General features: G+C 68.8%; 22 protein-coding genes. 12 read left to right on the forward strand and 10 right to left on the reverse strand.

What is annotated here, in order from left to right:
• Positions 1–12 precede the first annotated feature (12 nt).
• Positions 13–1,260: a formamidase gene (gene fmdA, locus MOQ72_RS11295; protein WP_242182797.1), complete on the forward strand. Its 1,248-nt coding sequence runs from the start codon at positions 13–15 to the stop codon at positions 1,258–1,260.
• Positions 1,261–1,350: 90 nt separating this feature from the next.
• Here the strand turns inward: fmdA and pheT are convergent, their stop codons facing one another.
• From pheT to infC, 6 genes are all read right to left on the reverse strand, one after another.
• Positions 1,351–3,843: a phenylalanine--tRNA ligase subunit beta gene (pheT, locus tag MOQ72_RS11300; protein ID WP_242182799.1), complete on the reverse strand. Its 2,493-nt coding sequence runs from the start codon at positions 3,841–3,843 to the stop codon at positions 1,351–1,353.
• A 45-nt stretch (positions 3,844–3,888) separates the two neighbouring features.
• Positions 3,889–4,950 carry a phenylalanine--tRNA ligase subunit alpha gene (gene pheS / locus MOQ72_RS11305; protein WP_242182801.1) on the reverse strand — a complete coding sequence of 354 codons (1,062 nt, stop codon included), beginning with the start codon at positions 4,948–4,950 and terminating at the stop codon, positions 3,889–3,891.
• A 209-nt stretch (positions 4,951–5,159) separates the two neighbouring features.
• Positions 5,160–6,008, reverse strand: coding sequence for a TrmH family RNA methyltransferase (locus MOQ72_RS11310; RefSeq protein ID WP_242183059.1), 849 nt, complete (start codon positions 6,006–6,008; stop codon positions 5,160–5,162).
• Positions 6,008–6,376 (reverse strand): 50S ribosomal protein L20, encoded by a 369-nt coding sequence (gene rplT / locus MOQ72_RS11315; RefSeq protein ID WP_242182803.1) that lies wholly within the window; start codon positions 6,374–6,376, stop codon positions 6,008–6,010. Before rplT ends, MOQ72_RS11310 begins: the two co-directional genes overlap by 1 nt.
• A gap of 104 nt (positions 6,377–6,480) precedes the next feature.
• Complete coding sequence (gene rpmI, locus MOQ72_RS11320; RefSeq protein WP_242182805.1) at positions 6,481–6,675, reverse strand: 50S ribosomal protein L35; 195 nt, start codon at positions 6,673–6,675, stop codon at positions 6,481–6,483.
• Between the two features lie 91 nt (positions 6,676–6,766).
• Positions 6,767–7,309 carry a translation initiation factor IF-3 gene (gene infC, locus MOQ72_RS11325; RefSeq protein WP_242183061.1) on the reverse strand — a complete coding sequence of 181 codons (543 nt, stop codon included), beginning with the start codon at positions 7,307–7,309 and terminating at the stop codon, positions 6,767–6,769.
• Positions 7,310–7,588: 279 nt separating this feature from the next.
• On the opposite strand from infC, the gene MOQ72_RS11330 reads away from it, so the two are divergent.
• On the forward strand, positions 7,589–7,996 hold the full coding sequence (locus tag MOQ72_RS11330; protein ID WP_372495345.1) for a DUF1844 domain-containing protein: 408 nt from the start codon (positions 7,589–7,591) through the stop codon (positions 7,994–7,996).
• An 85-nt stretch (positions 7,997–8,081) separates the two neighbouring features.
• Positions 8,082–8,720, forward strand: a complete 639-nt coding sequence (locus tag MOQ72_RS11335) for a LysE family translocator (protein WP_242182807.1) — start codon at positions 8,082–8,084, stop codon at positions 8,718–8,720.
• A gap of 106 nt (positions 8,721–8,826) precedes the next feature.
• On the opposite strand, the gene MOQ72_RS11340 is transcribed toward MOQ72_RS11335, so the two are convergent.
• Positions 8,827–9,216: a RidA family protein gene (locus tag MOQ72_RS11340; RefSeq protein WP_242182809.1), complete on the reverse strand. Its 390-nt coding sequence runs from the start codon at positions 9,214–9,216 to the stop codon at positions 8,827–8,829.
• Entirely contained in the window at positions 9,216–9,983 is a 768-nt protein-coding gene (locus tag MOQ72_RS11345) for an IclR family transcriptional regulator (protein WP_242182812.1), read from the reverse strand. Before MOQ72_RS11345 ends, MOQ72_RS11340 begins: the two co-directional genes overlap by 1 nt.
• A 99-nt stretch (positions 9,984–10,082) precedes the next feature.
• Here MOQ72_RS11345 and MOQ72_RS11350 point away from each other — a divergent pair, with 99 nt between their 5' ends.
• The 4 genes from MOQ72_RS11350 (at position 10,083) to MOQ72_RS11365 (ending at position 16,555) form a co-directional block, all read left to right on the forward strand.
• The gene (locus MOQ72_RS11350) at positions 10,083–11,393 is read left to right on the forward strand and encodes an amino acid deaminase (RefSeq protein WP_242182814.1); all 1,311 of its coding nucleotides are present in this window, start codon (positions 10,083–10,085) and stop codon (positions 11,391–11,393) included.
• A 108-nt stretch (positions 11,394–11,501) separates the two neighbouring features.
• A complete protein-coding gene (locus MOQ72_RS11355; RefSeq protein WP_242182816.1) occupies positions 11,502–13,247 on the forward strand; it encodes an N-acyl-D-amino-acid deacylase family protein in 1,746 nt (581 codons plus the stop codon).
• Positions 13,248–13,511: 264 nt separating this feature from the next.
• Positions 13,512–15,233 (forward strand): amidohydrolase family protein, encoded by a 1,722-nt coding sequence (locus MOQ72_RS11360; protein ID WP_242182818.1) that lies wholly within the window; start codon positions 13,512–13,514, stop codon positions 15,231–15,233.
• Positions 15,234–15,400: 167 nt separating this feature from the next.
• Complete coding sequence (locus MOQ72_RS11365; protein WP_242182820.1) at positions 15,401–16,555, forward strand: lactonase family protein; 1,155 nt, start codon at positions 15,401–15,403, stop codon at positions 16,553–16,555.
• 68 nt (positions 16,556–16,623) lie between these two features.
• Here MOQ72_RS11365 and MOQ72_RS11370 read toward each other — a convergent pair whose 3' ends face one another.
• Together MOQ72_RS11370 and MOQ72_RS11375 are read right to left on the reverse strand one after the other, a co-directional pair.
• The gene (locus MOQ72_RS11370) at positions 16,624–17,448 is read right to left on the reverse strand and encodes a hypothetical protein (RefSeq protein ID WP_242182822.1); all 825 of its coding nucleotides are present in this window, start codon (positions 17,446–17,448) and stop codon (positions 16,624–16,626) included.
• Entirely contained in the window at positions 17,364–18,470 is a 1,107-nt protein-coding gene (locus MOQ72_RS11375; RefSeq protein WP_242182824.1) for a glycoside hydrolase family 5 protein, read from the reverse strand. Before MOQ72_RS11375 ends, MOQ72_RS11370 begins: the two co-directional genes overlap by 85 nt.
• 386 nt (positions 18,471–18,856) lie before the next feature.
• Here MOQ72_RS11375 and MOQ72_RS11380 point away from each other — a divergent pair, with 386 nt between their 5' ends.
• From MOQ72_RS11380 to MOQ72_RS11400, 5 genes are all read left to right on the forward strand, one after another.
• Positions 18,857–20,143, forward strand: coding sequence for an extracellular solute-binding protein (locus tag MOQ72_RS11380; RefSeq protein ID WP_242182827.1), 1,287 nt, complete (start codon positions 18,857–18,859; stop codon positions 20,141–20,143).
• Entirely contained in the window at positions 20,144–21,025 is an 882-nt protein-coding gene (locus MOQ72_RS11385) for a carbohydrate ABC transporter permease (RefSeq protein ID WP_242182829.1), read from the forward strand.
• On the forward strand, positions 21,022–21,873 hold the full coding sequence (locus MOQ72_RS11390; protein WP_242182831.1) for a carbohydrate ABC transporter permease: 852 nt from the start codon (positions 21,022–21,024) through the stop codon (positions 21,871–21,873). The genes MOQ72_RS11385 and MOQ72_RS11390 overlap by 4 nt, the downstream gene beginning before the upstream one ends.
• A gap of 279 nt (positions 21,874–22,152) precedes the next feature.
• A complete protein-coding gene (locus MOQ72_RS11395) occupies positions 22,153–23,631 on the forward strand; it encodes a beta-N-acetylhexosaminidase (RefSeq protein WP_242182833.1) in 1,479 nt (492 codons plus the stop codon).
• A gap of 73 nt (positions 23,632–23,704) precedes the next feature.
• Positions 23,705–26,311 carry a hypothetical protein gene (locus tag MOQ72_RS11400; RefSeq protein WP_242182835.1) on the forward strand — a complete coding sequence of 869 codons (2,607 nt, stop codon included), beginning with the start codon at positions 23,705–23,707 and terminating at the stop codon, positions 26,309–26,311.
• Positions 26,312–26,388: the final 77 nt, after the last annotated feature.

Genomic DNA, 26,388 nt, shown 5'->3' on the forward strand with positions numbered 1-26,388 from the left:
GGAGGTTCTCCCATGCCAGAAGTGATCTTCAGCGTCGACCAGTCGAAGTCGATGCGCGAACAGGCAGTACCCGGGCACAACCGGTGGCACCCGGACATCCCGCTGGCCGCCATGGTTCGGCCCGGCCAGGAGTTCCGCGTCGAATGCCGCGATTGGACCGATGCGCAACTCGGCAACAACGACTCGGCCAACGACGTGCGGGACGTCAACCTGGATCTCACGCACATGCTCAGCGGGCCGATCGGTGTCGAAGGCGCGGAACCAGGCGACCTGCTGGTCGTCGACCTGCTCGACCTCGGTCCGGTCCCGCAGCAGGTCGGTGACGCGCCGGGCCAGGGCTGGGGCTACACCGGTGTGTTCGCCAAGGCCAACGGTGGCGGCTTCCTGACGGACTACTTCCCGGACGCCTACAAGGCGGTCTGGGACTTCCACGGGCAGCAGTGCACCTCGCGGCACCTTCCCGGCATCCGCTACACCGGCATCACGCACCCCGGCCTGATCGGTACCGCTCCCTCGGCCGATCTGCTGGCCAAGTGGAACCGGCGGGAGAAGGCGCTCATCGACACCGATCCGAACCGGGTTCCGCCGCTGGGGCTGCCGCCCACCGCACCTGGCGCGCTGTGCGGTCAGGCCGACGGCAGCGACGCGGAGCGAATCGCCAACGAGGGTGCCCGGACCGTCCCGGCCCGGGAGAACGGAGGGAACCAGGACATCAAGAACTTCACCCGAGGGTCGCGGGTCTTCTTCCCGGTCTTCGTGGACAAGGCGAAGCTGTCCATGGGTGATCTGCACTTCAGCCAGGGCGACGGCGAGATCACCTTCTGCGGTGCGATCGAAATGGGCGGTTTCATCGATCTGCACGTCGACGTCATCAAGGACGGCATGGCGAAGTACGGCGTGACCACCAACCCGCTGTTCATGCCGGGCAACGTCGAGCCGCGGTACTCGGAGTTCCTGTCCTTCTCGGGGATTTCGGTGGACCACGACACGGACACGAACCACTACATGGACGCCACGGTGGCCTACCGGCGAGCCTGCCTGAACGGCGTCGAGTACCTCAAGAAGTGGGGTTACACCGGCGAACAGGCATACCTGCTGCTCGGCTCGGCGCCCATCGAGGGCCGGATCAGCGGCATCGTCGACATCCCGAACGCCTGCTGCACGCTGTACGTGCCAGCGGCGATCTTCGACTTCGACGTCCGCCCCAACGCGGCAGGCCCGGTCCACGCGGACCGAGGCCAGTGCGCCGTCACATCCTGACGACCCCATCCGGATGAAGAGCGAAGGGCACCTTCGACCGAGTAAGCCGGTCGAAGGTGCCATTCACTCCGCCCTGATCGGGTGAGCGGGTCAGGTGCGCAGGGTGGCGCCGAGGTGTTGGGTGGCGGCTTGGACCGCCGCGTCGCGGGCCTCGGTGGCCTCCTCCTGCTTGAGGGTTCGGTCCGGCGCGCGGAAGCTCAGGGCCAGGGCCAGGGACTTCTTGCCCTCGCCGAGCTGCTCTCCCGCGTAGACGTCGAACAGCCGCACGTCCTCCAGCAGGTCGCCGCCGCCGGTGCGGACCACTTCGATCAGCTCGGCCGCGGCCACGCTGTCGTCCACCACCAGCGCGATGTCCATCAGCACCGGCGGGTAGGGCGAGATCTGCGGCGCCGGGCGGCGGTCGGTCAGCGGCAGGGCGTCCAGGTCCAGTTCCATCGCGCAGGTCCGCTTCGGCAGACCGAGCGCCTCGACGACCTTCGGGTGCAGCTCACCGGCGTGGCCGACCACGGTGCCGCCGACCTCCAGCTGCGCGCACCGGCCGGGATGCCAAGGGGCGAACGCGCTGGCCCGCACGGTCAGTTCGACCCCGGCGGCCGACGCGACCACGCGCGCTGCTTGGACCGCATCCGCCCAGCTCGCTTCGCGGCCCTTGCCCCACCAGCCAGCCCGCTCGCGCTGACCGCCCAGCAGCACGCCGACGTGCGTCGGTTGCGCTGGCAGCGCGGCGTGCAGTGCGGCGAGCTCGTCGTCGGTGGGCCGCTTGGCGACGCCGACCTCGGGCACCGGCGGCTGGTTCTCCGCAGGCTGCACGATCTGTCCGATGTGGAACAGCGCGAGGTCGCGCTGGCCTCGGGATACGTTGCGCTGCATGGTTTCGACCAGCCCGGCCAACAGCGTCGTGGTCAGCAGCGACCGGTCGCTTTCCAGCGCGTTGAGCACCGAAACGGTGCGTCGCCGGGGATCGTCCTCCGCCAGGCCGAAGGCGTCCAGCGTCGCCTCGCCGACGAACGGGAACGGCAGCACCTCGACGTAGCCCTCACCGGCCAGCGCCCGCGACACGGCGCGCTTGCGGCGCTGCGCGGCGGTGAGCCCACGTCCGGGCGGCGCCGCGGGCAGCACCGAGGGGATCGTTTGGTAGCCCTCCAGGCGCAGCACCTCCTCCACCAGGTCGGCGGGCTGCAACAGGTCGGGCCGCCAAGTCGGCGGAGTCGCGGTGACCAGGCCAACGCCTTCGTCGGACGTGCTGACCTCGATGCGGCAGCCGATCTGACCAAGCCGTCGCGCGGTCACCCCGCGCTCGTAGTTCACCCCAGCGATCTTGTCCGGCAACGCCAGCGGCATGGTCACCGGCGCGGGAGGCTTCGGCTCCCCGACATCGGTGCGGCCGGGCACGATGGTGCCCTCGCCGTAGCGGACCAGCAGCTGCGCGGCCAGCTCGGTGGCCACGGCGGCGATCGCCGGGTCCACCGACCGCTCGAAGCGCTTGCCCGCCTCGCTGGGCAGCTTGTGCCTTCGGATGGTGCGGGCGATGCTGGCCGGATCCCAGTTCGCCGCCTCCAGCAGCACGTCGCGCGTGTTGTGGCTGATCTCGGTGCTTTCCCCGCCCATCACGCCAGCCAGCGACACCGGACCGGTCTCGTCGCAGATCACGATGTCGTCCGGGTCCAGCTCGCGGGACAGACCGTCCAGCGTGGTCAGCTTCTCCCCCTGCTCCGCGCGGCGCACCACCAGGTCACCGGTCAGCTTCGCGGTGTCGAAGGCGTGCAGCGGCTGGCCGAGTTCGAGCATCACGTAGTTGGTGATGTCCACGGCCAGCGAGATGGAACGGATCCCGGCCAGCGCCAGACGGCGGCGCATCCACCACGGGCTCGGTGCGGTCGGGTCAACCCCGGTGACCCGGCGGAACACGAACCGCGAGCAGGCGTCCGGGTCGCGCAGCTCCACCTTCCGGGACGGCCGGTCGTCGGCCGGGACCGGCCGCAGGCCCGGATCGCCGAAAGGCAGCTCCAGCGCGTTGGACAGCTCGCGGGCCAAGCCGCGCACCGAGAAGCAGTAGCCGCGGTCCGGGGTGATGGACAGCTCGATGATCGCGTCGTCCAAGCCCACCAGCGCGACCGCGTCGTCGCCGGGACTGGCCGAACCGGAGGGCAGCACCAGGATGCCCGCGTGGTCCTCACCGATGCCCAGCTCCTTGGCCGAGCAGATCATGCCCTCGCTGACCTTGCCGTAGGTCTTGCGCGCGGTGATCTCGAAGTCGCCGGGCAGCACGGTGCCGGGCAGGGCGACCACGACCAGGTCGCCTTCCTGGAAGTTGCTGGCACCGCAGATGATGCCCTGCACCCGCGGCTGCCCGGACTCGGTCTCGCCGACCTCGACCTGGCAGTACCGGATCGGCTTCTTGAACTCGGCGAGCTCCTCGATCTGGACGACCCGACCGGCCACGAGCGGCCCGCGCACCTGCGTCAGGTGGGTGACCTCCTCGACCTCCAACCCGATCCGGACGAACGCTTCGGCCAACGTCTCCGCGGTCGTCTCCTCGGGCAGCTCAAGGTGCTCGGCCAACCAGGAAACCGGAATCCGCACTTGGTCAGGCCCTTCTCTCGTTCAGGTGGGTGGTGTCGGTGGGCATCAGATGCCGAACGGCTGGGTGAACCGGACGTCGCCTTCGACCATGTCGCGCATGTCCGGGATGCCGTTGCGGAACTGCAGCGTGCGCTCCAGCCCCATGCCGAACGCGTAACCGGTGTAGACCTCGGGGTCGACGCCGCAGGCGCGCAGCACGTTCGGATTGACCATGCCGCAGCCGCCCCACTCGACCCAGCCAGCCCCGCCCTTCTTCTCCGGGAACCAGATGTCCATCTCCGCCGACGGCTCGGTGAAGGGGAAGAACGACGGCCGCAGCCGGGTCTTGGAGTCCGGTCCGAACATCGAGCGGGCGAACGCGTCCAGGGTGCCCTTGAGGTGCGCCATGGTCAGGCCCTTGTCCACCGCGAGGCCCTCGACCTGGTGGAACACCGGGGTGTGGGTGGCGTCGAGCTCGTCGGTGCGGAAGGTGCGGCCGGGGCAGACCACGTACACCGGCAGCTCGCGGTCCAGCAGCGCGCGGACCTGCGACGGCGAGGTGTGGGTGCGCAGCACCAGCCCGGAGTTCTCCGGCGCCACGTAGAAGGTGTCCTGCATGGTGCGCGCCGGGTGGTCCTTGCCGAAGTTCAACGCGTCGAAGTTGAACCACTCGGTCTCCAGCTCGGGTCCCTCGGCGACCTCCCAGCCCATCGCCACGAAGGTGTCCTCGACCCGCTCGATGACCTGCGTCATCGGGTGCCGTGCACCGGCCGGGACCCGGTCCCACGGCAGCGTGACGTCCACCGTCTCGTCGCGCAGCACCCGCTCGTCGCGCTCCGCTTGCAGCGCGGCGCGGCGCTCGTCGAAGGCGCTCTGGATCGCCTCGCGGGCCTGGTTGACGCGTTTGCCCGCCTCGGCTCGCGCCTTCGGCGGCAGCGCGCCGATCTCCCGGCGCGCGGTCAGCAGCGGCGAGCGGTCGCCGAGGTGCGCGGGCTTGACGGCGGCCAGCGCATCGAGATCGGCGGCCGCGGCGAAGGCTTTGCTGGCCTCGACCACCGCGCGGTCCAGCGTCTCCGGCGACAGCGCGGCGACCTCTTTCGGGTCGTACGAGTCGTTGGCTCCAGACATCGTTAGTGCGTGACTCCCGTTGATCCGACAGGCACCGTTGCCCGTTTCCTGGACCCGTTGCGCCCAGGGGGCGGCGAACCTGCACGTTGGCATACGACTCAAGCCGCAAGCTGGCCCCTAGAGTCTATGCGACGGCCCCAATCCAATTTCGCGGAGATCCAGCCGACACGTCCAGGGACAGTTTTGCCTACAACTGTCGCTCTACGCGGCTAGCGGTGTTGGGCGCGGGCGGAGGCGTAGAGGCAGACCGCTGCGGCGGTGGCCAGGTTGAGGCTTTCCGCTCGGCCGTACAGCGGCACCCGCAGGGTGGTGTCCAGTTCGGACTTGACCTCGGCTGGCAGGCCGTGCGCTTCGCCGCCGAACACCCACGCCGTGGGTGCGGCGAGGTCGCCGCCGCGGTCGGCCGCGTCGAGGTCGCTGGTGGCGTGACCGTCGGCGCCGACCAGTCGGAGCCCGGCCGCGCGGCAGGCGGCGAGCACGGCGGTGACGTCGCGGTCCCGCGCGATGGGCAGGTGGAAGAGGCTGCCGGTGGAAGCCCGCACCGCTTTGCCGTTGAAGGCGTCGACGGTGTCACCGGCGAACAGCACAGCCCCGGCTCCGGCGGCATCGGCGACCCGGACCACCGTTCCGGCGTTGCCTGGGTCGGCCACGCCGACCAGCACGGCGACCAGTTCGGGCCGCTCGGCCAACGCGGCGGCCAAGCTGGTGTCCGGCAGGTCGCAGACCGCGATCAGACCTTGCGGCGTCACCGTCTCCGACAACGAGGCCGCAGCCCGCTCGGTCACCAGGTGCACTGGCACAGACTGCGCCCGAGCCCGTGCCACGAGCTCAACGTGCCGGGGCTGCTCGGTGGCGAACACATCGCGCACCCGCAGCGTTCCGTCCGCGTTCGCGGCCAGCGCCTCGCCGACTGCCTGGGCGCCTTCGGCGAGGAACGCCCCGGCTTTCTCCCGGCCAGCGCGGCGGGTGAGCTTGCGAGCGACCGCGACCCGGGACGATCGCTCCGTCAGCGGAGTGCTCGTCCCGGGTCGCGATGCGGCAGAAGTGCGTTCGGCGATCAGGCCGCACTCTCCGGCAGGTTCTTGCGCGCCACCTCGACCAGCGCGGCGAACGCTTGCGGCTCGTTGACCGCGAGCTCGGCCAGGATCTTGCGGTCCACCTCGACCTCGGCGGCCTTCAGGCCCTGCACGAAGCGGTTGTAGCTCAGCCCGTGCTGCCGACTCGCGGCGTTGATGCGGGTGATCCACAGCTTCCGGAAGTCGCCCTTGCGGGCGCGCCGGTCGCGGTAGGCGTAGGTCATCGAGTGGAGCATCTGCTCCTTGGCCTTGCGGTACAGCCGGGAGCGCTGACCGCGGTAACCGCGGGCCGACTCAAGAATGGTGCGGCGCTTCTTCTGGGCGTTGACTGCCCGCTTGACGCGTGCCACGGGGTCCGTCCTGTTATCTCATCGGGGGCGGGAGACCGCCCGTGCGGGTGGCTGGAACTGCGTTGCTGACCTGCTGCTGTCCGATCGGGGGCAGCAAGATCGGCTCAGCGACCCAGCAGTCGTTTGATGCGCTTGACGTCAGCCTTGGCCACCGCTTCGGTGCCCTCAAGCCGACGGGTCACACGGCTGGACTTCTTCTCCAGGATGTGTCGACGACCGGCCTGCTCGCGCCGCAACTTGCCCGTACCGGTCACCTTGAAGCGCTTCGCGGTGCCCTTGTGGGTCTTGTTCTTCGGCATCTCTTCGTCCTCGTTTCGTACTGATGCCGGGCGGGGGAGCGGATCGCGTCCCGCCCGGCGTCACAACATCACGAGCCCTGGCGACAGGGTCTTACGACGCGTTCGCCTTGGGCTTGGTCTTGTTCGACTTGTGCGGCGCAAGAACCATGATCATGTTCCGACCGTCCTGCTTCGGGTTCGCCTCGATGAACCCGAGGTCGGACACGTCATCGGCCAGTCGCTGCAGCAGGCGGAAACCCAACTCGGGACGCGACTGCTCGCGACCGCGGAACATGATCGTCACCTTGACCTTGTGACCCTGGTTGAGGAAGCGGGACACGTGGCCCTTCTTCGTCTCGTAGTCGTGCGGGTCGATCTTCGGCCGGAGCTTCTGCTCCTTGATGACGGTCTGCTGCTGGTTGCGGCGCGATTCGCGAGCCTTCTGCGCGCTCTCGTACTTGAACTTGCCGTAGTCCATGAGCTTGCAGACCGGCGGGCGCGCCTGCGGGGCGACCTCGACAAGGTCCAGATCCGCTTCCTGGGCAAGTCGCAGCGCGTCCTCGATGCGGACGATCCCGACCTGTTCCCCGTTCGGTCCGACCAAGCGGACCTCCGGAACCCGGATGCGGTCATTGATGCGCGTCTCGGAGCTGATGGGCCCTCCTCGGTTCGATGGCTGTGGTTGACTGCACCGCGGCGCGTAGAGCTCACCCCGGAATGCAGAGGTCCCGTCGGTTTCCGCCTGCGCGGACCGCGGGACCCTGACTCCAAACCGATCGAACCGGTACCGCAATACCGTTCGTGCCGCCGACGGCTCGCGCCGCCAACAGGACCGGGACCCGGAAGCCTGTGGCGGCTACTCGGGTGGGAGCGGGACTCCACTTTGCCGCCCCCGCGTACACAGGGGCTGGTCGTGCGTGTCAGGGTAGCAGGCGTGACCGATCCGCAGCCAACCGCACCCCTGACCGACACGGCCGACCAGACGACCGGTGAGCCAGCGCACGACGCAGACAATGATTTCAACGTCCGTGAGCTCGCGGATGTTCCCAGCGTCGAGGTGATCAGCCGGGCGGCGGTGATGCTGATGTCCGCGGCGGCGGAGAAGCTTGGGCTGGCCGCTGACGACCCGGACACGGCCGCGGCACGCGACCTGGACGAGGCGCGACGGCTGATCACGGCGCTGGCCGGTCTGGTCACCGCCTCCGTCGAATACCTCGGACCGCACGCGGGCCCGATCCGCGACGGCCTCCAGACCTTGCAGCGGGCGTTCCGCGAAGCCTCGACCCACCCGGACGCACCGGGCCGGGGACCAGGCGAGAAGTACACCGGCCCGGTCTACTGATCCAGCGGCCTTCGATGGGACGGCACTTAATCAGTGGTGCCCGGTGCGGGGACTTGTCAGGCTGGCCCAGGAGGTGCACTGGAAAATGGTTTCCGTTGATCGGTTGTTGGTGTTCGCCACGATTTCGCTGGTGCTCATCGCGATGCCTGGGCCGAGTGTGCTGTTCGTGGTGGGCCGCGCCCTGGCCCATGGCAGGCGCATCGCGTTGACCAGCGTCGTGGGCAACGCCATCGGCTGCTATCTGGCCTGCGCCGCGATCGCGCTGGGCCTGGGTGCCGTGGTGACGCAGTCGTTGGTGGCGTTCACCGTGATCAAAATCGCGGGCGCGCTGTACCTGATCTACCTGGGCATCAAGGCGTTGCGCAGCAGCCGCCCGCTGGCTGCGGCCCTGCCCGAGCAATCGCCGCCCCTGGGCAACCTGCGGACGTTGCGGGAGGGCGTCGTGGTGGGCGTGGCGAACCCGAAGACGTTCATCTTCTTCACCGCGGTGGTGCCGCAGTTCGTCGATCCCGCGCTGGGCGGCGTGCCGGTTCAGATGTTGCTGCTGGGGTTGATCCCGATCGCCATCGCGCTGGTCTCGGACAGCGCGTGGGGTCTGTTCGCGGCCAAGGCGCGCGACTGGATCGCCAGCGCCCCGCGCCGGTTGGCGATCGTCCAGCGCGTGGGCGGTTTCGCCATGATCGGCCTCGGCCTGTCCATCGCCGTCACCGGGCGCCGCGACTGAGCGGTCGCGCAGGTCCCGATCCGCGCACCCCAACACGTTCAGGTGAAGCGTGAGGGGCACCCTTCACCAACTTACTTGGTAAAGGGTGCCCCTCACCTCGGGTAGATCAGTCGCCTAGGACGGCGAGGGCGTCGATCTCGACGAGTAGGCCCTGGGGGAGGCCGACGTAGACCGTGGTGCGGGCCGGGAACGGTTCGCCGACCACGCGCGCGTAGGTCTCGTTCATTTCCGCGAAGTGCGCGGTGTCGGTGAGGTAGACGCGCAGCATCAGCACGTCGTCCAGGGAGCCGCCCTCGGCCTCTAGGATCGCGATGACGTTGCGCAGCACCTGCTCGGTCTGCTCCGCGACGCCGCCCTCGACGACCTTGCCGGTCGCCGGGCTGACCGCGGTCTGCCCCGCGACCTGCAGGATGTTGCCCTTGCGGATGCCCTGCGACAGCGGGATGTTCGCGGGCGGCTTCGGGGCTTTGTCGGTGCTGACCACGGTCCTGGCCATCAGACTTCCTTTCGTTGCGGGTTTTCCTGCTGCCACCCCAGCTCGGCGGATACCCCACCGGCGGCGCGCAGCACGTCATCGACGAGCCCCAGCAGGCCGTCGAAGTCCAGCAGTACCTTGGGCACCGACAGCGACACGGCCGCGACGACTTCGCCGCGGTGGTTGCGGATCGGGGCCCCGACGCAGTGGATGAAGTCCTCGTGTTCGCCGCGGTCCACCGCATAGCCCTGGACCCGCACCCGGTCCAGTTCGGCCAGGAACCGCTCGGCCGAGTCGATCGTGTTCGCGGTCAACTGGGGGTAGCTGAGCTGCTGCGCGAACTGGCGGCGCTGGCGCGACGGCCAGTCGGCCACCAGCGCCTTGCCCACGGCTGTGCAGTGCACGGGCGCGCGGCGGCCGATGCGGGAGTACATCCGCACCGGATGCTTGCTGTCGACCTTGTCGATGTAGACGACCTGGTCGTCCTCCAGGGTCGCCAGGTGCACGGTGTGCCCGCTGATCTCCCCCAACTCGACCAGGTGCGGCTGGGCCACACCGCGCACGTCCAGATCTTCCAGGGCGCGGTGCGCCAGGTCGAACAGGGCGCTGCCGAGACGGTAGTGGTGCACGTCCTCGCGGCGCACGAAGCGGCCCGCTTCGAGGGTGCGCAGCAGCCGCATCGCGGTCGATTTGTGCACGCCCAAGCGCTGGGCGAGTTGGTCGAGCGTCTGCGGTCCAGCGGCCAGCGCGGTCAGCACGGTCAGACCGCGTTCCAAGCTCTGACTCACCGGCGACTCCGTCCGTTGACGCACTGCGACGTCGAATGGTACTTACCTAGCTAGCACGTTACGCAATACATGTTGCATTTTGCGCAATAGGAGGCTTTCGTGTCGGCACGGGGGATCAACAGCGCCGCGGTGCGCTCACTGCACGACGAGCGCATCGACTGGCGTTTCAAGGGCATGCCGTCCGAAGCCTTCGGCAGCACCGTCGGTGACTTCCTCGAACAGCGCCCGAAGTTGTTCGACGCGGGTTTCGTCGGCCCGCTGCTGGTGCTCGACGACGCCGCGCTGCGGCACAACCTGCGAACCATGGCGGACTGGTGCGCCGCGCACGGCCTGCAACTCGCGCCGCACGGCAAGACGACGATGGCCCCGCGGTTGTTCGAGCGGCAGTTGGAGCACGGTTCTTGGGGCATCACGGCGGCCAACATCAGCCAGCTGCGGGTGTACCGCGCGTTCGGCGTGTCGCGAATCCTGCTGGCCAACCAGTTGCTGGACGGCAGCGGGTTGGCGTGGCTGGCAGCTGAGCTCGACGCGGATCCGGACTTCTCGTTCAGCTGCTTCGTCGACTCGGTGCGCGGCGTGCACCTGATGGCCGAGGCACTCGCCCGGCACGGCGCGTCCCGGCAGGTCGACGTGTTGGTCGAGCTCGGCAACGACGGTGCCCGAACGGGCGCGCGCACGATCGCCGAGGCCCGCGAGATCGCGGACGCCGTGGTCAACAGCCCGGTGCTGCGGTTGGTCGGGGTCGGTGGTTACGAGGGCGCGCTGGCGCACGATGTCAGCGAGTCGGCGATTTCCACTGTGGACGAATACCTTCGGCGGCTGCGCGCGCTGGTCGCGGATCTGGCCAAAGCCGGGCACTTCTCGGGTTTGGACGAGGTGATCGTGACCTGCGGTGGCAGCGCGTACTTCGACCAGGTCGCCGAGGCGTTCATCGAGCCTTGGCCCGTCGAGGTGCCGGTCGTGCCGGTGCTGCGCAGCGGTGGATATCTGCTGCACGACGACGGTTTCTACCGGGTTCGCTCGCCGTTCGGCCGCGAGCACCGGCTGCCCGGTTCGGAAACGCCGTTCCAGCCCGCGATGCGGGTGTGGGCGCAGGTGACCTCGCGGCCCGAACCGGGCCTAGCACTGCTGACCATGGGCCGCCGGGACGTCTCCTACGACCAGGAACTACCGGAACCGCAGGTGATCCGGGGCGCCGACGGAGTCGTCCGGGAGTTGGCCGCCGGTTCCTGCCAGGTGACGGCGCTGGCCGACCAGCACGCGTTCCTGACCATTCGGGACGCCGATCCGCGAATCGGCGACTGGCTGGGTTTCGGCCTCTCCCACCCCTGCACGGTGTTCGACAAGTGGACGCTGATCCCGGTGGTCGACGGTGACGCGGTGGTCGACTTGGTCCGCACCTTCTTCTAAACGAGGCGACGAACACCCGGAAGGGTGGTGAGTGAAGGGCACCTTCGACCGACTTACTCGGTCAAAGGTGCCCTTCATCTCGAAAATTGAGGACCCCGGGGAGGTTTCGTGGACGTGGTGGTGCGCGGGGCGCGGGTCGTCGACGGTGACGGCGGACCGAGCTACCGGGCCGACGTCGGGATCGCCCGAGGACGGATCGCCGAAATCGCCGAGCCCGGACGATTGAGCGGCAGAGGCGCGATCGACGCCGACGGTCTGGTGCTGGCGCCCGGCTTCATCGACATGCACGCGCACTCCGACCTGCAGATCCTGGCCGAGCCGGAGCACACCGCGAAGGTGTCGCAGGGCGTGACGTTGGAGGTCATCGGCCAGGACGGGCTGTCCTACGCGCCGGTGGACGACGCCACGCTGGCCACGCTGCGCACCCAGCTCGGGGGTTGGAACGACGATCCGGTCGGGTTCGACTGGAACTGGCGCAGCGTTGCCGAATACCTCGACCGGCTCGACGTCGGCATCGCCGCCAACGCCGCCTACCTGGTACCGCAGGGCACCCTCCGGCTGCTGTGCGTCGGGTACGACGACCGGCGCGCCACGGATGCCGAACTGGACCGGATGCGCGAGGTGCTCGCGCGGTCGCTGGACGAGGGCGCCTTCGGCATGTCGTCGGGGCTGACCTACACCCCCGGCATGTACGCCGACACCGGTGAACTCGCCGCGCTCTGCGAAGTGGTCGCCGCACGCGGCGGGTACTACAGCCCGCACCATCGCAGTTATGGTGCTGGTGCGTTGGCGGCGTACGCGGAGATGATCGAGGTCAGCAGGACCTCCGGCTGCCCGCTGCACTTGGCGCACGCCACGATGAACTTCGATGTCAACAAGGGCCGGGCTGTTGAGCTGCTGTCCATGTTGGACACCGCGTTGGCGGACGGCTGCGACATCACCCTCGACACCTACCCGTACCTGCCGGGTAGCACCTCGCTGCACGCGCTGCTGCCCAGCTGGGCGATGGCAGGCGGAGTGGCAGCCACCTTGGAGCGCTTGCGGGATCCGGCGCAGCGCGAGCGGATTCGCGTCGTCATGGAGGAAGCGGGCTCCGACGGCTGCCACGGTGTGCCGGTCGACTGGGCCACCATCGAGATCAACGGGGTTCGGCGTCCCGACAACGGTCACCTGGTCGGCCGCAGCGTTGCCGAATCCGCCCGCGCCACGGGAAAGCAGCCGACCGAGTTCTACTTCGACGTGCTGCTGTCCGAAGAACTCGGCAGCTCGTGCTTGATGCACATCGGTCACGAGGACAACGTGCAGGCCATCATGCGGCACCGAACCCACACCGCGGGCAGCGACGGGCTCCTGGTCGGCAGCCGTCCGCATCCGCGCGCATGGGGCACGTTTCCCCGCTATCTCGGGCGTTACGTGCGTGAGCTCGGGGTGCTCGGACTGGAGGAATGCGTCCAGCACCTGACCGCTCGCGCGGCCGACCGGCTGGGCCTGACCGATCGGGGCCGGATCCGTCCGGGATTCGCCGCCGACCTGGTGCTCTTCGACCCGGACACCGTTGCCGACACCGCGACTTTCGACGAGCCCCGCCAGCAGGCGACGGGGATTCCGCACGTCCTGGTCAACGGTGTCGCGGTGATCGACGACGGCCGCCGCACCGACGCCCTGCCGGGCCACGCGCTTCGCAAACCCACTCAGACCCGCCGACAGTCGTGGGGGGGGGGCCCCCCCCCCCCCCCGGGGGGCCCCCGGGGGGTTGTGGGGGGGGGGGGGGCCCCCCCCCCCGCCCCCCCCACCCCAAACCCCCCCCCCCCCCCCCCCCGGGGGTGGGGGCCCACCCGGCCCCCCCCCGGTTAACCCCCCCACGACCCCGTTCGCGTAAGAGGTGAGGGGCACCCGTGACCCAGTTACTTGGTCACGGGTGCCCCTCACCCATCACCGTCGCTATGGAGCGCGCCAACGTGGGGTTCGTTTCCTCCCGCGGGGGCGCTCACGACGTCGGCTCGGCCGAACGTCCTAAACGGTGTGGTGCTGGATCGCTTGCTGGGGTGTTCGGAACGTCCGTAATCTGCCACAGATCGACAATCGAAGAACGGTTCACCGACGGCGAGGAGTGTCCGCATGGACCTGAGCAGACGGTCGTTGCTGCGAACCGCTGGTGCCGCAGCCGGTTTGGTGGGACTGACGCCGACGTTGGCCAACGCGAGCGCGCTGGTGCCAGCGGATTCGCCCACGCCGCCCCGCGGTCCCGGAGAAGGCCAGGGCCCGTTCGAGAAACTGGTGATCCGCGGCGTCAACGTGATCGTCGGGACCGGCGGCGCGGTACGCGGGCCGGTGGACGTCGTCATCAGCGGCAACCGCATTCAGCAGATCATCCCGGCGGGTGCGCCGTCCCAGGTGCTGGCACCGAACCGCCCACCGCACGATGCCGAGCACGAGATCGACGCGACGGGCATGTGGATGCTGCCCGGTCTGGTGGACGAGCACACCCACACCGGGACCGGCGATACGCCGCGGACATATGCGTACAAACTGTGGCTGGGCCACGGTGTTACGACGGTGCGGGGCGTTTCGATCGCCGATAACGACGACGCCGTGTCAGACCGGGAACGCAGCGAGCGCAACGAGATCGTGGCACCGCGCATCATCAACTACCAGACTCCAGGCAGTGGCTGGGAAGACGGTCCGGTCGACTCGCCGGACAAGGCCCGCCGTTGGGTGGCGTGGGCGGCACAGCACGGCGTCGACGGGATCAAGTTCTTCGGCGAGGGACCCTACGGACGCGCGGAGATCGAAGCCGCGATCACGGCTGCGGGGCAGCACGGGATGGGCACCACCATGCATCACTCGCCGCCGATCTACCCGCAGCTCAACGCGCTGGAAACCGGCCGGATGGGCCTCGGCACCGTGACGCACTTCTACGGCCACTTCGAGGCGCTGCTCAAGGAAGGCCGGGAACACCCCAAACCACCGGGCTACGACTACGAGAACGAGGCGTCCCGGTGGCGCGCGGTGGCCGAGGTGATCAACTACACCTTCGCACCGGACTCGCCGCAGTGGCGGTCGTATCTGGCGCAGCAGCGCGACAACGGCGTGACGTTCGGGCCCACCTTCGGCGTCTACCTGGCCGGACGCGACCTGCTGCGGGTCCGCGGCCTGGAGTGGCATCCGCGCTTCGCCCTGCCCTCGCTGTGGAACTTCTGGGAGCCCAGCCCGGAAGCGCACGGTTCGTTCTACTACGACTGGCGGACCGAGGACGAGGTGAGCTGGAAGCGCTTCTACCTGCAGTACATGCAGCTGGTCCACGACTACAAGTCGATCGGTGGTCGCATCGCGGGCGGCACCGACCCCGGCTACATCTACAACCTCTACGGTTTCGCCAACATCACCGAACTGGAGATGCTGCGCGAGGCCGGACTGACGCCGATCGAAGCGATCGAGGCGATGACGTACAACACCGCTCAGACGCTGGCCGAGCCCACCGGGGCGAAGCCGGAGTTCGGTCTGGTCGAGGAGGGGCTGCTGGCGGACCTGGCCATCGTCGGCGAGAACCCCTTGCAGGACTTGAAGACGCTGTACGGCACGGGCACACCGCGGCTCGATGCGGAAACCGGGGACATCACCCGCATCGGCGGCGTGCAGTGGACGATCCGCAACGGCGTCGTCTACGACGCGAAGCGGCTGCTCGCCGATGTCGCGGAGATGGTGCAGGCGCAGAAAGCCGGTGGTGCCTGCCGGGACGTCGATCCCGACTGGAGCACGGCAGGTCCCTGCGGCGGCAGCCGAGGCGCCGACGTGGCTCCCGCCGCCAAGCCCGCGCAGCGGGCGGCCGCGCTGCCCTGAGCTGCGATGCGCGGGTGGGCGCCTCGAAGCGAGGGGCGGAGCGTGCGTCGGTGACGTGCACGATACGTCCGGAGGTGGGCACCGAGCACTACGCCATTTTGGTCTAGTCCACTGGGGTCGGATGCGGCAGACTGTCCCGCGATCATCCACCGAACAGGGAGAACATCGTGCGGGACAACGGAATGCCGCGTCGCCGGTTCCTCACCGCAGTCGGCGCGGTCGGCTTCGCCGGTGCGGCCGGTGCGATCACCACGACGAGCGCCGCCTGCGCGGCGGCTCCGGCGGCCGCACCGCAGCCCGCGGTGAGCCACCAGGCGGGCTTGATGACGCTCATCGGCAGCTACACCTCCGCCGCCCCGCCGGGCCGTGGCCTGGAGGTCGCGATCCGCGACGACGCAGGTGTGCTCGAACCGTCCGGAATCGTCGACGGAGTTCCCGACGCGTCGTTCTTCGCCTGGTCGCCGGACCACCGGTACCTCTACGTCACCAACGAACTGCCGCAGGGCACGATCACCGCCGTCGACCTGTCCGGGCATCACCCGGTGGTCCTGGGCAGCCAGTCCAGCGGCGGCGCGGGTCCGACGCACCTGACCGTGCACCCCAGCGGCGAGTTCCTGTTCACCGCCAACTACACCGACGGCACGGTGGCCGTGCACCGGCGCAACGCCGACGGCAGCATCGGCGAATCCACCGACCTCATCAAGCATCCCGGCGCCGAGCCGCACGCCCACCAGGTGCTCGTGGACCCCAGCAAGCAGTGGGTCGTGTCCGTCGACCTCGGCGCTGACGCGGTGTTCGTCTACGCCTTCGACCCGGCCACCGGCAAGCTCACCCAGCACCAGCACCTGGAACTGCCCGCTGGCACCGGTCCCCGGCACTTGGCGTTCAACTACGACCGCGCGTACCTGCTCGCCGAGCTGAACTCCACGATCACCGTGCTGGACTGGGATCTCGAAGCCGGGCAGTTCGCCCCGGGGCAGGTGCTCAGCAGCCGCGAACCGGGTGCGACCGGCGAGAACTTCCCGGCCGAGATCGCGGTGTCCCGCGACGCCAAGTTCGTCTACGCCTCCAACCGGGGCGACGACAACATCGCCACCTTCACCACCGACGACGCGGGCCTGACCTTCCAGAGCGTCACGCCGACCGGCGGCAACTGGCCCCGCCACTTCACCCTCGACCCGGAGGAAACCTCGCTGTACGTCGCGAACCAGCGCGCGGGCGTGATCACCCGCCTGGCCCGCGACCCCGCCACCGGAGCCCTCACCCCGACCCAGGACCGCTACGACTGCCCATCCGTCGCAGCCCTCACCTTCCACGGGTGACCCACATCCGAGCGATTTTTCCGAGGTGAGGGGCACCCGTGACCCAGTTACTTGGTCACGGGTGCCCCTCACTCATCACGCGGACGGATGGTTTGGCAGAGCAGTGCGTCCGGTTCGCGGGTTGGGGAGTACACGCGGGCGCTCCAGGCCACACCGGCGATGTTCTCGCCGTCGGCGCACTGTCCTTTGAAGTGGCCGGAGGCGAAATCGCCGCCGTGGGCGTCCGGTGGGCGGGCATCGGCGCGGTCGAACCAGACCGTGCGCCCGGTCGTTCCTGGTGGCTCGCCGACCTTGCCGCACAGCACCGATGACAGGTCCGCACTGCGGGCGGCGTAGCCGGTGACGAACGAGTCCGGCGGGCACTGGAACTTCGTGAAGCCCGGCGCCCAGTCGTCGGTCACGTGCCGCTCGTCGCGGACCACTTCGTAGCCCGCGTCCCACTGATCCGCTCCGCCGGTGTCGCTGCACAGACCGCGTGAGCCCGTGTGGCTCAGCCCGATCAGGCGCTGGCCGTCCGGGCAGACCGCCTTGCGGGCACCCGGATCCCAGTCCGGTTCGCCGCGCATCCGCGCCGACTGGACGAGATCGCCGTGATCCACACCCAACATCCGCCAGGTATCCACGGGCCGCGCGCCCCCAGCTGCGGCGCCCACCAGGCGGTGCCAGGCCGGTGCCCGCCAGTCGTCGCCGTCATCGATGAACATGCGGTTGCCCGCCGCGTCCCAGTGCGCCAGGCCCCAGCCGTTGCCCTGCCGGTTCTGGTGCCAGCCGACCAGCGGCCAGTAGGCGAAGTCCGTGTCGTTGGCGATCAGGAAATCGACGAAATCGTTGAACCACGCCCGGACCTTCGGGTCCTGCTCGTCCCGCCGCCCACGCCGAACTCGCTGATCCACAGCGGCGCGGTGAAGTGCTGGCCTTCCTCGGTGATGAAGAACGCCTGCCTGCGCAGCACCTCGTACAGCTGGTCGCGTCCCAGGTCCTGGTAGCGGGGGTCGTGCGTCTCGCCGATCCCGATGGCACCGCTGTGGTTCGGGCCGGTGTAGCCGTAGAAGTGCGCCAAGTACACCAGTTTCCCCGAGGTCACCAGCGTGTGCGAGAGGGTGCGGGCCCGTTCCAGCGTCGGCCGACCGTGCGGCAGCCCGTCGGCCGGGATGCCCACCCAGTTGATGCCTTCGATGATGATCAGCAGGTTCGGGTTGGCTTCGGTGAGGAAGCGGTCGCCCGCGCGCTGCGCCGCCGCGTACCAGTCGTGGTCGTCGCCCAACCCCCAGTTCGGGTCGTTGAGGATGTCGCGCCGCACCTCGTTGTAGAGGTCCGCGCCCACCACGCGCGGGTTGTCCCGGTACCGACCGGCCATGAAAAGCCAGCCTGCCTGCCACTTCTCGGCGCTCTGGCTGCTGTTCCAGCGCTCGTTGCCGTCGATGCCGCAGCACCAGCGCGTCGTGTTCGTGTGGTTGTTCAGGATCACCGCGAAGCCGCTGTCGGTGAGCGCGGCAACGGCCGCGTCGTACACCTGCAGCCGGGTCTTGCCCCGCAGCTGCGGATTCGCGGCCACCGCCGCATCCGGCACGATCGCCGCGTCGTGGATCATGTCGTTGGAGAACGGCAGCCGGATGCTGTTCAGCCCGAGTTCCTGGAAGCTGCGCACGATTTCATGCATCGGGGCCCGGTCCAAGCCGAGCGGGATGCCGCTGCTGTTCTCGCCCTCGTGGTAGTTGGCCGGATCGTTCACGTCGCCGATGCCGTTCCACGTGCCGCTGGCACCGTGCCAGTTCCCGGCCTTGAGCTTGAAGCGGTTCCCACTGCTGTCGACGATGTAGCGGCCTTCGGTGCGCAGCGGACCGGTCCACGCATCCGGTTGGACCGGCGCCACCAGGGAGGCCGCGAGGACGGCGGCGAGGACTCCGGCGATCATGCGCGCGTCTCCACAGTCGGCTCCCTCGACGGGTCGGACGACGGCGGCGGATGATCAATCCTGGCAGCGGCAGGCACTCCGCGACGATCTGTGAAATCCCCGATTTTCCCGTTGTTCACGGGGAAAAACCTAGATCGCGGCCCGGTCACGGCGGCGCAGCGACACGATCCCGCACGAGCGAAGATTGGTTCAGACCTTGCCATCGGGCAGCGTGATCCATACCATCCGATTGCTCAGCGCCTGTCTTCGATCTCGCTGTTCGCAGCGGGTTTTCAGGCGTCGTCTCGGGGAAGACAGCCACAACGGCAGCGAGACGGCGCAGCCCCAGGACGAGGACAGGCCCGCAGCGCAGAACCGGAACTGCGGACAGTGCAACGGAGAACGCCATGCGGGCATGGAAAGCCATCACCGTCGCGGCCATCGGCGCGTTACTGGCGGCCTGCGGTCCTCCGCAGGTCCAGCAGACCGCGCCCGCCGAGGACGAACGCACCGGCATCCTGCGGGTCTGGCTGTTCGACGAGGCCAACCGCGGCCCGAAGCAGGCCACTGTGGACGAGGCGGTCGCCCGCTTCGAGGCCGAGCACCAGGGCGTGCAGGTCGACGTGCAGTACATCGCCGTGGACACCCGAGCGCAGCGGTTCACCGGCGCGTTCAACGACCCGGCCAGCGCCCCGGACGTCGCTGAGTTCGGCAACACCGACCTGGCCGGATACGTCGCCGCCGGTGGCCTGGCCGACCTCACCGGGAACCTCCCGCAGTGGCCGGAATCCGCCGACCTGAACCCATCGGTGCTGGACACCGCGAAGGTGGACGGGAAGGTCTACGGCGTGCCCTGGTACACCGGCATCCGCGCGCTGTACTACCGCACCGACGTCTTCGCCGAGCTCGGCCTGCAACCGCCCCGCACGACCGCGGAACTCGTGGACACCGCGCAGCGGATCCGCGCCGCCCGCCCCGACATGTACGGGATCGCCGTCGGCGGCAAGTACCACTACGCGCTGATGCCGTTCATCTGGTCCGCTGGAGGTGACCTGGCCCGCCGCGATGGCGACCGCTGGGTATCCACTGTGGACCAGCCAGCCGCCCGTCAGGGCATCGCCACGTACGCCTCGCTGATCAGTGGCGGAGCTTGCCCGCGCGAGCAGTGCGCGGACCTGACCGGCAGCCAGGCCGTGCAGGCGTTCGCCTCCGGCAAGGCCGCGATGACCATCGGCGGCGACTTCAACCGCGCCGCGGTCAACGCCGGTGCCGCTGCTGGGAAGTACGCCGTCGTGCCGCTGCCCGGTGACACCGCCGGTTCGCTGGCCCCGGCCTTCGCGGGCGGCAACATGCTGGGCGTTCTGAAGTCGTCGAAGCGCGCGACGCTGTCCCGGGAGTTCGTGCAACTGCTCGCGGGCAAGGAGTACCAGCGCAAGATGTACGCGGCGATGGGCAACCTGCCGACGTTCACCGATGTGCAGCAGGAGCTCGCGGCAGGTGACCCGGCGGTCGCGCCCTTCGTGCAGACCCTGCAGGCCGGCACCCGATTCGTGCCGACCTCGGCCGCTTGGTCGGAGATCGACGCGCAGGGCGTGCTGCCGACCATGGTGCAGCGGATCATCACTGGCAGCACCGTCGAAGCGGCCACCAGCGGTGCGGCCGAGCAGATGAACGCCGTCTTCGAAGGCCGCTGAATGGCGGCGCTGCTCTACCTGGCTCCGGCCGGGCTGCTGCTCATCGGCATGATGGGCTACCCGCTGTACCAGCTGGTGCAGATCTCCCTCTACGAGTACGGCCAGGCGCAGTCCTCCGGTGGGGCTCCGCTGGAATTCCTCGGCGCGGGCAACTACCTGGCGCTGCTCGGCGACGACCGGTTCTGGACGATCCTGCTGCAGACCTGCGTGTTCGCCTTGGTGTGCGTGGTCGGCAGCCTGGCGGTCGGCATCGCGCTGGCCGTGCTGGCCACCAGGATCAGCCCGCTGCCCCGGATGCTGCTGTTCCTAGCCGCGATGGGCGCCTGGGCGACCCCGGCGGTGGCCGGTTCGACGGTCTGGCTGTTCCTGTTCGACCAGGACTTCGGGCTGGTCAACGAGGTGCTCACCGGTGTCGGCGTGGACGCCGCGGCGGGCTTCTCGTGGACCTACGACCGGTTCGTGGCCTTCGGGCTGGTCGCCGCCGAGGTGATCTGGTGCTCGTTCCCGTTCGTGCTGGTCACCACCTATGCCGGGCTCAGCGGGATTCCCGGCGAGATGGTGGAGGCCGCCGCGCTGGACGGAGCGTCGGTGTTTCGGACCGCGCGCAGCGTGCTGTTGCCGATGCTGCGCCCGGTGCTGGTGATCGCCACCATCCAGTCGATCATCTGGGACTTCAAGATCTTCACCCAGATCTACGTGATGACCAACGGCGGTGGCGTCGCCGGGCAGAACATGGTGCTCAACGTCTACGCCTACCAAGAGGCGTTCGCCGGGTCGAACTACGGCCTCGGATCGGCGATCGGCGTGGTGATGACCGTGCTGCTCATGCTGATCACGCTGGGCTACCTGCGGGCGCAGCGGAAGGGCGAGGCGTTGGGATGAGTGCGTTGCGCAAGCCGCGGCTGCTGGCCGCCAACGCGGTCGCCGTTGTGATCGCCCTGGTGGTGGCCTTCCCGCTGTACTGGATGGTGCTGTCGGCGTTCAAGCCGGAAGGCGAACTGCAGTCCACCGACCCCCGCCCCTGGACGTTCGCCCCCACCTTGGACGGGTTCCGGCGGGTGTTCACAGTGGACGGACTGGGCGGGTACTTCGTCAACAGCCTGCTGGTTGCCGGTGCGGTCGTGCTGCTGTCGCTGCTGATGTCGTTCCTCGCCGCGGTCGCGCTCACCAGGTTCCGGTTCCGCGGCCGCGTGGTGCTGCTGCTGATGTTGTTGGTGGCGCAGATGGTTCCGGTGGAGGCGCTGACGATCCCGCTGTTCTTCCTGATGCGCGAGGTCGGTTCGGTGGCCCCGGCGTTCGGGCTCAACCACCTCGGCTCGCTGGTGCTGGTGCACCTCGCGTTCAGCCTGCCGCTGGCGATCTGGATGCTGCGCGGGTTCGTGGCCGCGGTGCCGGTCGAGTTGGAGGAGGCCGCCATGCTGGATGGCGCCAGCCGCACCCGGTTCGTCTGGCAGGTGCTGTTCCCGCTGGTGGCGCCCGGCCTGGTGGCCACCAGCGTGCTGTCGTTCATCCACGCCTGGAACGACTTCCTGTTCGCCAAGACGTTCATCATCTCGGCGACGGAGAACCAGACGCTACCGATGGCGATCCTGGTGTTCTTCACCCCGGAAGGCAACGATTGGGGAGCCATCATGGCGGGTTCCACGCTGATGACCATCCCGGTGCTCATCTTCTTCGTCGTGGTGCAGCGGCGTCTGGTGTCGGGACTCGCCGGGGCGGTAAAGGGATGAGCAGCCCTGTGTCAACCCCAGTCCGCACCTCATGGGACCGTGACGCAACCCAGCCACAAGAAACCACGCAACGCGAGATCGAGCCAGACGCAACCACCACTGCGAATCGCGGAGAGGCGGACCAGTCATGAGTAGCCGTGCGCCAACCCCAGTCCTCCTCAACCGCACCCCAGGGGACCGTGACGCAAGCCAGCCACAAGAAACCACGCAACGGGAGATTCGTCTGGACGCAACCACCACTGCGAAACGCGGAGAGGCGGAACTGGAGGCGGACCAGCCATGAGCTGGGACTCGCTGGTACCTCGCCCATCGCTTGTGGCACCCGGAGCCGGGGTGCTCGAACTCGACCAGGGCACCACGGTCGGCGGCGAACCCACCACCGCGGAGTGGTTCCGGCAGCACATCGGCGCGGCCACCGGGCTGCCGCTGCCCGACTCACCGCGGCCGACGATCGAGTTCCGCACCGATCCGGGCGAGTCCGGGCCGGGCGGCTACCGCGCGGAGATCCGGCCGGGCGGGGTGGAGGTGGTGGCGCACGACGCGGCCGGTGCGCACCACGCCGCGCAAACCCTGCGGCAACTGCTCGACCCGACGGCGTACCGGTCCGTGCCGATCCACTATGGACGGTGCGTGCTGCCGTGCGGCCGGGTCGAGGACCGGCCGCGGTTCGGCTGGCGCGGCTGCCACCTGGACGTGGCACGGCACTTCCTGCCCAAGCGCGAAGTGCTCCGGTTCATCGAACTGCTGGCGATGCACAAGCTCAACGTCCTGCACCTGCACCTGACCGATGACCAGGGCTGGCGCGTCGAGGTCCCCAGGTTCCCCGAACTGACCCGCGTCGGCGCCTGGCGGCGCCGGTCGATGGTCGGGCGCGGCGAGCCACCGCAGTTCGACGACCGCCCGCACGGCGGCTACTACACCGTCGAGGACCTGCGGGAGATCGTCGGCCACGCGGCCCGGCACCACATCACCGTGGTCCCGGAGGTCGACGTGCCCGGACACAGCCAGGCCGCGATCGCCGCCTACCCGGAACTCGGCACCGGCGAGCGCCCGCAGGTCTGGGACTGCTGGGGGGTCAGCGATCAGATCCTCAACACCGATCCGTCCACATCGGACTTCTACCGAGCGGTTTTCGACCACCTGATGGACATCTTCCCATCCCCGGTGATCTGCGTCGGCGGCGACGAGATCCCCGGCGCCACCGCGGAGCACGGCGCGTTCCTGCGGTCGCTCATCGAGCACGTCCAGGCGCGCGGCCGACGGGCCTCCGGCTGGGACGAGGTCCTCGATTCGGTGGACCCGCTGCCGCCGGACACCATCATCGCGGCCTGGCGCGACGAGCGGACCGCGATCCGCGCGGCGGACCGGGGGCACGACGTCGTGCTGTGCCCGGAGCACCGCCTCTACTTCGACCACCGGCAAGCCGACCACCCCGACGAGCCGATCCCGGTCGGCTACCTGACCACGCTCGAAGACGTCTACGCCTACGAGCCGCTGACCGAACGCGTGCTAGGCGTGCAAGCGCAGGTCTGGACCGAACACCTCGACACGCCCCGCCGGGTGGACTACGCGGCCTTCCCGAGGCTCACCGCGTTCGCGGAGACCGCCTGGAGCCGGGACCGCGACCTCGCCGACTTCCGACGCCGCCTGGTCGACCACCACCTCCCCCGCCTCGACGCCCTCGGCGTCGAATACCGCCCCCTCGGCGGCCCCCACCCCTGGCAAACCCGCCCAGGGGTCGCAGGTCGGCCGAGGTGAAAATAGTCAAAGCGGACCGGAATCCGTCGTCCACCGGTAACGTCGATCAATCGGCTGACGTCAGGGGGTTCGCGTGTCCGAAACACCAGCGAACCGCGGAATCGCCGTATCGAGGCTGTCCGAGGGCCTCGAACAGCGTTGGTTGCGGCGCAACCGGTTCGGGCGGTTTCCGGACCAGCCGGTGGTCCACCTGTTGCGCGACACCGATGCGGACGCACTCATCACCCAACTCTCGGAACATTTCGGCAGGACCGTGCCGCACGCCGAACTCGACGTCGGCGCCGCGCCGAACAGCAGCGACCGCGAACAGTCGGCACAGCTGCGGGAGCAGCTCGCAGATGCCGCGCTGGCGTTGCTCGAACACGACTCGCGGCGGCGGATCGGTCGACTGCGGTTCCCCAGGTACTCACTGCTGGTGTGGCTGCTCAAGCAGAACCAGCCGCGGCGCGAATTGATCCACCAGCCGCAAGGCGTCATCCGCGAGAGTCTGCATGCCTACCTGCGTCGCCGCTGGAAGCGCACGAGACAATCCGAACACAGGTCGGCGGCCTGGGCGGCGGCGGCCGGGCAGCTGCCCTGGTATCTCTTGTTGGTCTCGTTGTCGATCTTGCCGCTGTACTACGCGCTTTGGGTGCGCTGGGGCAGCGCGCCGCGCTGGTTCATGCGGCAGCGCTACCTGGCACCCCGCGAGTCAGCCGACTTCCCGAGCTTCGCGCAGCGGTTGATGACCACGCCGTCGCAGTGGGAAAGCCCCGAAGAGGTCCGGAAACTCCTGGTGCACGCCTTCTTGACCGACCTGGCCGTCGTCCACACCAGGCGGCCCTGGCGGTGGCGGTGGGTGTCGAAGGACTGCTATCCGGTGCTGCTGCTGAGGAACCTACGCCCTGGCACGATCGGTGAAACCCTGGTCAAGCTGCTCAACGACGTGCGGAACGAAACCGGCGCGCCCGACCCATTGCTGGTGGTCGCCGCGGGCGAGCAGCAACTCCGGGACGCACCGGTACTTCACGAGTCCGGCACGCTCAAGGAGTGGCAGGCCAACCTGGAGGCAGCGCGACGAAGACGTTCGCCCACCGCTTGGTACGTGCCGCTGCGGATCTCCGAAGCGCCGGTCGACGAGGAGCAATCCAATCCGCTGGGTCGCGCGGTACCACGACTCAAGCATTCCAAGCTGCTGCGCCGGATTCCGGTCATCCTGATCATCTTGCTCGTGTTCGGCTCAACCGGTGGTTATTTCGAACATCGGAGCAATCACTGCGGCATTTGGACGCCGTGGCGCAACCCCGACCTCTGGTGGCAGGACGCTGAGCCCGAACCAGCGCAGAACGCCGACGATGGGCCGCAGGACAGCGGCACGTGCATCGGGATCTCGGATGGCACCTACTTCTTCCTCACCGACATCCCGGACAGCGTGCGGCCGCAAGAAGACATCGAACAAGAAAAGCTCCTCAGAGGTCTGCAGGAGAACATCGCCCAGCAGAACGCCTTGGCCGTGGACAGCCACCAACGGGACCCGGTGCGAAGACCGCTCGTCACGGTCATCTACTTCAGCACCCTCACAATCCGCGACCTGGATTCGTCGACGTTGGCGGGAGTGGCGAACGAGTTGCAAGGACTCATCGCCGCCCAGGAGGAGGCGCGCGGGGCCAACGTCCCGATGCGGATCTTGTTGGCCAACGGTGGTGAGGGCATGCGCCACGGACGCCTGGTCGCCGACCGCATCGTCGATTTCGCGGCACGGAGCACAGCAGCCCCGGTGATCGGCGTGGTCGGGCTGGGTGGCAGCTGGAAAGAGACGAAGGATTCGATCAAGGCGCTGGAGCCCGCAGCACTGCCCGTGATCGGCACGGTCACCTCGGCCAGCGACCTGCCTGAGTCCAGCAGGCTCTACCACCAGGTCGGGCCGAGCAACAAGCGCGAAGCCGAAGTCGTCGCCGCGTACCTGCTCCACAACAAGACGGACGAGAACGGCCAGCTCCGTCCCCCGGACGGCGTCACCGTCTTCTTCGCCAAAGGTGACCACTACAGCGAGAACCTGGCCGCCAACCTGGCAGAACAACTGACGTCGAAGGTAACCCGCTTCAAGGCGGAGAGCGGAGATCCGAGCGAGGTCGAGATTCCCTGCGGCCCGCAGGAAACCGTGTTCTTCGCCGGGCGCACGGACGATCTCAGCGATTTCCTCAGCAAGGTCGAGGGCGACTGCAGCCTGCACCCCAATGCCTACCCCCACCTGATGGCGGGCGACGATGCCACGCAGGTCAAACTCGACCAGGAGATGGCTGGGAGGCCGGGCGTCTCCGTCGACTACGTATCTTTCGACGACGTGCCGAAGCAGAACAGTCCCACGCCGGGGCAGAGCAGTCCCACGCTGCGCGGGCGTGCTCTCCTGGCGTTCGACGCCGTCAAGCTCCTCTACTTCGCGGTGGACAAGGTCAAAACCACCGACAGCCGAATCCCGCTGACCGGGGCGACGGTCTGGCGCGGGATCGCCGAATTCAACGGGGCGAATCCGTTCCCCGGAAGTAGCGGCGCAATCGACTTCGGGACACCGAGCGGCCAGGTTCCCGTGGACAAGGCGATTTCCGTGTTGCGCAAAACCAGCGGTACCCCCGAACCCGGTTACGTACTCGTCTGCGGTCGGGGTGTGCACCCCACCGGACGCTGCCCCGCCCCTACCTGACCCAGGCGCTCGTTCGCGATCGAAGGCGAAGCTCGGACAGCGCTGGCTGCGCCGGAACGGACTTTCCGCGATCCCAT

The organism is Saccharopolyspora soli (assembly GCF_022678645.1).
GTDB classification, from domain to species: Bacteria; Actinomycetota; Actinomycetes; order Mycobacteriales; family Pseudonocardiaceae; genus Saccharopolyspora; species Saccharopolyspora soli.